The organism is Lactobacillus ultunensis DSM 16047 (genome assembly GCF_001436305.1).
Classification (GTDB): domain Bacteria; phylum Bacillota; class Bacilli; order Lactobacillales; family Lactobacillaceae; genus Lactobacillus; species Lactobacillus ultunensis.
On record NZ_AZFO01000054.1, the window covers coordinates 1 to 7,992 of the forward strand.

A 7,992-nucleotide genomic window follows, 5' to 3' on the forward strand; every position below is an offset into this window, starting at 1 on the left:
CTAGCAAAAAACAGCAAAATTTTTTTGAAAATTTCTGTAAAAAAGCAAAAAAGTATTCTATTTTCACTCTCAACGAGTAAAAACAGAATACTTTTATCAATTATATTTACTTATTCAAATTAAAGTAAACTTGATTCCTTAGTAATCTTCTTCATACCATTCATGTATGGAACTAAAACATCAGGAACAGTTACTGAGCCGTCTTCGTTTTGGTAGTTTTCCAAAATAGCAGCTACACAACGACCAACAGCCAAACCTGAACCGTTCAAAGTGTGAGCTAAGTGAAGCTTACCATCTTCGTCACGGTAACGAATTTGTGCACGACGTGCCTGGAAGTCAGTACAGTTTGAACAACTTGAAATTTCACGGTACTTGTCTTGTGCAGGCATCCAAACTTCAAGATCGTAAGTCTTAGCACTAGTGAAACTTGCATCCCCAGTTGATAAAGCAACTACGTGGTATGGCAAACCAAGTTTTTGCAATAAGTGTTCTGCATTATGAGTCAACTTTTCAAGTTCGTCCCATGATTCATCTGGCTTACATACCTTAACCATTTCTACCTTACGGAATTCGTGCATTCTGATTAAACCACGAGTATCACGACCAGCAGAACCTGCTTCACTTCTAAATGCTGGTGACAAAGCAGTTACATTGATTGGCAACTTACTGCCATGAATAATTTCATTTCTAAAGTAGTTTACCAAAGGAACTTCGGCAGTTGGAATCAAAGTTAAGTCACGTGGCTTATCTGGATCATCATTGTCCACAATAGTATAAACATCTTCATGAAACTTAGGGAATTGACCAGTACCCTGCATTGAAGCATCGTTTACCAAATATGGTGGGATAACTTCGGTGTAGCCTTCCTTAGTGTTTTCATCAAGGAAGAAGTTGAATACGGCACGTTCCAAAAGTGCACCTGCACCAATGTAGTAAACAAAACGAGCACCTGAAACCTTAGCAGCACGGTCCCAGTCTAAAATACCAAGGTCAGTACCAATGTCCCAGTGAGCCTTTGGCTTAAAGTCAAACTTAGTTGGTTCTTCCCACTTACGAACTTCTTCATTGTAACTGTCATCTGGGCCTACTGGATCAGAGTCAGCTGGGAAGTTAGGCAATCTAAGCAAAATATAGTTTTGCTTTTCAGTTAATTCAGCAACTTCTTTATCTAAGTCTTTAATTTCCTTACCTACTTCACGCATTGCAGAAATAGCATCGCTAGCATCTTCCTTGTTGCGCTTCTTTTCAGCAATTTGCTTAGATACGTCGTTACGCTTAGCTTTTAATTGTTCACTCTTAGTTAAATCCTTACGACGCTTAGTATCAATTTCTACTAATTCATCCAATTCTTCTGGCTTAATTCCACGTGTAGCCAACTTCTTTTTTGACCAATCAAGATTCTCACGAATCACTGTAATATCAAGCATATAAAACCTCCATGCATAAAAAAGAGCCGATTATCCCTATTATTGGGACGAATCGGCTCTTACACGGTTTCGCGGTACCACCCATCTTCAGTTCAAATTGAACTGCACCTCTTAATAGGCGAATAACGACGCCAAACCGTGCAACTATTAATTGCCCACATTACTGAAATCTGGAAACGACTATGCATTCACTCGCACCAACCGTGAACTCTCTGAAGCAGTCTTAGGATTTCGTGTTTGCGTCTATTTTAAGCCATTCTGCCTTATTGAGCAAATAATATTTTTCTTGATACGAAAAAAGCGCGCTTACATGACTGTAATCGATAGTATAAATATATTTAAAGCCTAATTTTTCTAAGAGTTTTTGCGATTTTTTATTAGTCAAAAAAGTACCAGCCCATACTTCAGTCTGACGCTTTTTCTTAAATGCGTAAGCTAAGATCAAACGTAATGTTTCAGTCATATAACCATGACCTTCATATGCTTGATCCAACAGGAAACCAACTTCCTTTGTTTTTAAAAGTCCGCTTTGCTCATCCATGCCACGTTCATATAATTCCACTAATCCAATGACCGTGTTAGTTTTACGTAAGCAAATGACATAGCTTTCTGGCCTAAGCATATACTGCTTGACTGCTTTATTGGCTTCTTCTATATTATCAATTCTCTCAAACCCAGCCATATCATGATAACGAGGATTACTTCCCCATTTCAATAATTCAGATTCGTCTTTTTCCTCAAAGCGCCTTAAATAAATTCTCTTAGATTCAAGCATCACTTACCCATCAGCTTCAATAACCAATTTGCTCCATATTGCAGACCAAAGCTGTAAGCCGCGATTGTCCAAGGTTTACATAAAATAATAATCCAGAAATAAGTCCAAAATTTCATTTTTGTCAATCCAGCTAACAAGCAAAGCACATCATCTGGTGCTGCTGGTGCAATGATGCATATGGCAAAGAACCAGTTGAATTTGCTCTGATTCTCTGTCCATTTCATATATTTATCCAGCGTTTCTTCTGAAACAATATGCAAAATAAATGGTCGTCCATAATGTCTGGCTAAGAAAAAGTTAATGATGGAGCCAATACAAATGCCGACATAGTTATAAATAAATCCAGCAATCGGTCCAAAGAAGACCACACCGCCCAATAGAGATACGCCACCAGGGATAATCGGAATGACAACTTGGACGATCTGTATTAGTACGAAAATAATCGGCCCAATAATACGTTTATCTGCCAAATATGCTCGCATTTTTGCTTGATCAGTAAATATACCTAAACGATACCAATAAATTACTAGCAAAACGATAATTATGCCGCAGACAATTGTTGCAATATTAATTAATTTTCGACTAGCCTTAGCTGATAAATGATGCATGTCTTCGCCTTCCTTCAAAGCTATAGTATGTCAATTCTATCAAAAAAACACCGATAAAGCCGCAATACAAAAAAACTAAAAAAATACTTATTAATCTCATCTAATCATGCAGTTAATATATAATATTCTTGATAAGATTCAAGAAAGGGATGCGTTTCATGGTTGTAATTAAAAATAATGTTATTTACGATGAAAACAAAAAATTAGGAGCCGATGTCTATTACCCAAATGATACAACTTCTGCAACCAAGATTTTAATCTTTTGGCATGGTGGTGGCTGGTTCCGTGGTAACAAAGAAAGCGTCAAAAGCATTGGCGTTAATTTAGCTAATGTTGGGTTTATGACCTTCATCCCTGAATACAGCTTGGCACCTGCATCTGTCTTTCCAGCAGCCCATGAAGATGCATTGCACTTCGTTGACTGGTTACTTAAGTCAGACTATACCGATGAGGATGACGCCAAAAACATCGTACAAATTGGAGCTAGTGTTGGTGGCACAATGGCGTTATACGTTGCTGGTAAGTATGGCTTTCCTACCGTTACATGGTCCGCTCCAGTTGAATATTCAAATTGGATAAAGGAACACGATGACGTCAAACCTTCTCCAGCAGCTGAAGAAGATTTTGGTATCACTGACCCAGCACAAATCAGACAATCATTTTATAAATACTTTACTTTAACTTACACCGGTACTGCTGAAGCTAAAGTCCTACAAAAGCTTGATGTTAAATCCTATGATTTAAGGAAATTAGATAAGTTAATGATGATTAACTCTACTGACGAATTGACGCCCCTTGATTCAGTATTAGATTTCATAAGTACTTAGCCAACAAAAACCATGGCGTACAATTATTAGTTATTCCTGGTCATGGTCATGCAATGGACTACGGCAAGGATTACGTGGATGAATCACTAGACTTTTTGTACCAAACAATTAAGAGACAAAAATAGCCATGATTAATATAGAAAAATTTATTTTAATTCGTAAAACAAAAAAGTTGTCACAAACAGAGCTTTGTCATGGCATCTGTACACAATCAACATTAAGCAAATTTGAAAATAACGGTCAGGTGCCTTCATTTAAAATTCTTAAACAGCTTTGGGATCGGATGGATATCGAGGTTGGCGATATCATGACCAGAAGCGATAATAAACAAATCACTCATCTTTTATTTGAAGCCGACTTTCTATTTATTAACTTTGATTACGCCAAAATTTTAAACATCCTCTCGCAAATTGATCCTCATGATTTAAAGCGTGACGAGGACAAAGTGCACTATCATTTTTTACGAGGACAATATGCTTTAAAAAGTGATCGTAACGATATGAGTGCTCTTTTCTATTTCAATAATATTCTAACGGCAAATAATTTGCCTAAGAATGACATTTATCGCCTGTTAGCTCTTAATGGCTGTAGTCAGATTTATGCTAAACAAGGTGAAACAGAAAAAGCTGAACATTATTATGATCAAATCCTTAAAACTATTATGGACGTAGAAATTACTAATCTTTTAACTACAATGCATATTTTAGCTGTACTATGTGATGCCGGTGAATTCTACGGAGAACGCAAAATGTACAGAGAATCTAATTCTTTACTTCGTTATGCATATAGAATTGGGATTGATCACCATGCAATTTTTTACATGGCACGAATCCTATTAAGACAAGGCATCAACGATATGGAGCAAGCCAAAAAGAAGGAAATTACTAGTCAACATTTACACGATGCTTGCGCCTTCGCTCGAATAAATCGTAATCACATCACGCTAAACAAAGCACGGAAATTACTAAAGCAATTGAATGCCTAACAAAAATGCCTGGGAATATTTCCCAGGCAATTTTTTATCTTAAACAATCTTATAACCAACAACTGGATTAGCAGGTGTTGTGTTAAAATCATAAGTTGCTAATTTCTCAAATTCAGTATTACCGTCAATGATTGTTGTAACGCCTTGAGCAATCATGAGGTTCATTTCTTTCTCTTTATTTGGATCATTAGTAAAAGGTACTAAGATAACTGGCTTATGCATTGCCCGCATAAAACCAATCTCAAAGGCACTTCCATCATCGATATTATCCATGTCATACAAGAAAACGCCACAAGTTGCATTGACAATTCCGGTTAAATCATTATTGTAAGTAGCCAAACGCCAAGTCATGCTACGAATACCGCCAATTTCTGGATTTTTTTCTTCAGGATCAACGAAATCTTGATCAAACGGAAAATGAACACGAACAACCGTTGGATTTTTCTTCAAAATTGCTCGAGCTTTCTTAACACGTGCTCGTTGATCATCATTATAAAAAGGTGAACCTAAATAAATGGTTGCGGTAGAAACTTGTTTATCCATTATTTTCTCCCTCGTATTTGCTCAAAATTAATTTTTCTCATTTTAACATGCATTTTTCTTAACTAAAAGCACAAATCTATGTGTTTTATTTGCAAACGCTTTATAATAATCATATGGCTATTGAAGATAAAACTTATACTTATAAATAAACGGGGGAAAGAAATTGTCTAGATATCAATCAATTAATCCATATACTAACGAAGAATTTGCTAATTATGATAATCCAACAGCTAAGCAAATCGATGATTCTATCAACTTAGCTCATGCTCTTTATAAAAAGTGGCGTCACGAGGAACCAGCAAGCCGTGCTAAGATTTTACACGATGTTGCCAATGCTCTGCGTGAACATGAAGATGAACTAGCTAAAATAATGACATTGGAAATGGGCAAGTTGCTACGAGAATCCAAAGAAGAAGTTGAACTTTGTGCTTCTATTTGTGATTATTATGCAGAAAAAGGCCCCGCAATGCTTAAACCTACCCCACTTGAAAGTGATTTAGGCAATGCATACTACTTAAAGCAATCAACTGGCGTCGTTATGGCTTGTGAACCATGGAATTTTCCACTTTATCAAGTAATTCGTGTATTTGCTCCTAACTTCATCGTGGGCAATCCTGTTTTATTAAAGCATGCACATAATGTTCCTGGCTCAACTGCTTTAATTGCTAAAATCATTAAGCGTGCCGGTGCACCTGAAGGAAGTTTGCTTAACCTTTACCCAACTTATGATCAATTAGCTGATATTATTGCTGACCCAAGAATTCAAGGAGTAGCCTTAACTGGTTCAGAACGTGGCGGTTCTGCAGTTGCTGAAGCAGCAGGCAAGAATTTAAAGAAATCAACAATGGAACTTGGTGGTAATGATGCATTCATTGTTTTAGATGATGCTGATCCACAAGTATTGCGCAACGTATTAAACGACGCTCGTACTTATAATGATGGTCAAGTATGTACTTCATCTAAGAGAATCATTGTAGAAAAATCTCGTTATGACGAAGTTTTACACGAATTAAAGAATGTCTTTTCTAGCTTAAAAGCAGGCGATCCTCTTGAAAATGACACTACTTTGCCTCCGATGAACTCAGAAAGAGCTAAAGAAAAGCTGGAAGCACAAGTTAAATCCGCTACTGATGCTGGTGCTAAAGTCTTTTATCAATATCCTGAAATTGATTCTAAAGGTGCCTTCTTCAGACCTCTTGTATTAACTAACATTGATAAGGACAATCCAATTTTCGACAAAGAATTGTTTGGCCCAGTTGCTGAAGTATTTGTAGTTGATGATGATGACGATGCTATTCAACTAGCTAATGATTCAAGCTATGGATTAGGTTCATCTGTCATCTCAAGCGATATTGAACGCGCTAAAAAAGTAGCCGCTCAAATTGAAACTGGAATGACGGTCATTAACGGTCGCTGGATTACTTCAGGTGAATTACCATTTGGCGGTGTTAAGAAGTCCGGCTACGGTCGTGAATTGAGTGAATTAGGTATGATGGCATTCGTCAATGAACATTTAGTAATTGATGTTACCAAAAATAATCAATAAAAATAATTCTTATTAATACAAAAGACCAGATTCAGAATCTGGTCTTTTCTTTTATCTTAATTATTGATTATTGTTTTTTCTAAATAAATTAAATCCTGAAAGTCCAGTAGTTAAAACACTGGCTAAGATTAAGAAGTATGCAGATGCACCGAGCGATACTGCATAGGTAATCAATTGACTAGTCAATTGTGCTAAAACTCCTGTTGCAGCTCGAGTCGAACTGGACATTTTATATACCAAATAAATCAAGAAGATAGTCTCAATCAATGACAAAATAAATGCTAAAGTTTGACTCCCCTTCGTATTTTTCAAAATATTGTAAATAATAAAAATTGGGAAAAGGAACAACAAAAGCCAAACTACGTAAAGAATAAGCGAATAAATTGAAGTTGAACCTGATGATAACAGCCGTCCAGCTAAACTAAAAATCACATTTGAAATTGACATGCGTTGTGTATAACTAACAGCTGAAACAGATGCACCAGAGTCGGTAAATAAAACGATTAGGCTAATCAATGCGGTCAAAATCACTGAAAGCTGAACGTAATTAAAGCGATGTTGTCGTTGCTTTCTGATCTCTTGCACACGATTCTCAACATGGGGATGACTTTGGACAAACTTTTGACTGCGCTCTTTTACGGCATCTCCACGTGCATCAACACGATTAAACACATTGGAGCCGATCCGATTTATTTTTTCAGTTAATCGCTTGTCAACGGTATATTGTTCGATTTTTTCTTTACGATCACAAACAATAAAGAGCCAAACCATTAAAGCTAAGAAACAGACCCAGCCAGCTGCTCTTGAGAAGCTCATTAGGATCAGCAAAAATACGCCTAATAAGAAAACTAATGTCGCATTTTGTCTTACCCAAGCAATCATTCTTTGAACGGTAGAATTTTGCTTTTCTGGATAAAATTCTTCTCGATAAGCTGCTCGGCTGGCGATTCGTTTATCTTCGTCCGGCTTTTCATATTTTGCTTTTTTATGTTCATCTGTAAAAAAGTCATCACGATACTTTTTCAGATTAAAGCCACAGTTAGGACAAATATCATCTGTATCACTAATCGTGTGACCACAGTTTGGACACGTAGTCATATAAAAAATCCCTTCTTTGAATGTTTACTGATAATTATACCATGCACTCAGAAAGCAAATAGTTCCAACGTCTTTCATTTTTTATTAGGCATGGATAATTGACCTAAATTTTATTTAAAAGCTGTAGAACAGACAAAAACAGCCCTATGGATAACCATATGATACATTCCCTGTCAAGTAGAC

7 protein-coding genes and 1 pseudogene are annotated in these 7,992 nt (G+C 36.5%); 3 read left to right on the forward strand and 5 right to left on the reverse strand.

Features of this window, described 5'->3' with window-relative positions; genetic code table 11:
- Positions 1–119 precede the first annotated feature (119 nt).
- The 3 genes from serS to FC57_RS09960 all read right to left on the reverse strand — a co-directional run bounded on the left by serS (position 120) and on the right by FC57_RS09960 (position 2,810).
- A complete protein-coding gene (gene serS / locus FC57_RS09950) occupies positions 120–1,427 on the reverse strand; it encodes a serine--tRNA ligase (protein ID WP_007126196.1) in 1,308 nt (435 codons plus the stop codon).
- 223 nt (positions 1,428–1,650) lie between these two features.
- The gene (locus tag FC57_RS09955) at positions 1,651–2,202 is read right to left on the reverse strand and encodes a GNAT family N-acetyltransferase (protein WP_007126195.1); all 552 of its coding nucleotides are present in this window, start codon (positions 2,200–2,202) and stop codon (positions 1,651–1,653) included.
- Positions 2,202–2,810 (reverse strand): TVP38/TMEM64 family protein, encoded by a 609-nt coding sequence (locus tag FC57_RS09960; protein ID WP_040529605.1) that lies wholly within the window; start codon positions 2,808–2,810, stop codon positions 2,202–2,204. The genes FC57_RS09955 and FC57_RS09960 overlap by 1 nt, the downstream gene beginning before the upstream one ends.
- A gap of 158 nt (positions 2,811–2,968) precedes the next feature.
- Here FC57_RS09960 and FC57_RS09965 point away from each other — a divergent pair.
- Both FC57_RS09965 and FC57_RS09970 read left to right on the forward strand, forming a co-directional pair.
- Positions 2,969–3,762, forward strand: a pseudogene (locus FC57_RS09965) (alpha/beta hydrolase fold domain-containing protein).
- 2 nt (positions 3,763–3,764) lie between these two features.
- Positions 3,765–4,622 carry a helix-turn-helix domain-containing protein gene (locus tag FC57_RS09970; protein ID WP_007126192.1) on the forward strand — a complete coding sequence of 286 codons (858 nt, stop codon included), beginning with the start codon at positions 3,765–3,767 and terminating at the stop codon, positions 4,620–4,622.
- Between the two features lie 39 nt (positions 4,623–4,661).
- On the opposite strand, the gene FC57_RS09975 is transcribed toward FC57_RS09970, so the two are convergent.
- A complete protein-coding gene (locus tag FC57_RS09975; protein ID WP_007126191.1) occupies positions 4,662–5,165 on the reverse strand; it encodes a nucleoside 2-deoxyribosyltransferase in 504 nt (167 codons plus the stop codon).
- 163 nt (positions 5,166–5,328) lie between these two features.
- On the opposite strand from FC57_RS09975, the gene FC57_RS09980 reads away from it, so the two are divergent.
- Positions 5,329–6,711 (forward strand): NAD-dependent succinate-semialdehyde dehydrogenase, encoded by a 1,383-nt coding sequence (locus tag FC57_RS09980; RefSeq protein ID WP_007126190.1) that lies wholly within the window; start codon positions 5,329–5,331, stop codon positions 6,709–6,711.
- 60 nt (positions 6,712–6,771) lie between these two features.
- Here the strand turns inward: FC57_RS09980 and FC57_RS09985 are convergent, their stop codons facing one another.
- Positions 6,772–7,809, reverse strand: a complete 1,038-nt coding sequence (locus FC57_RS09985; protein WP_007126189.1) for a zinc ribbon domain-containing protein — start codon at positions 7,807–7,809, stop codon at positions 6,772–6,774.
- Positions 7,810–7,992 lie beyond the last annotated feature (183 nt).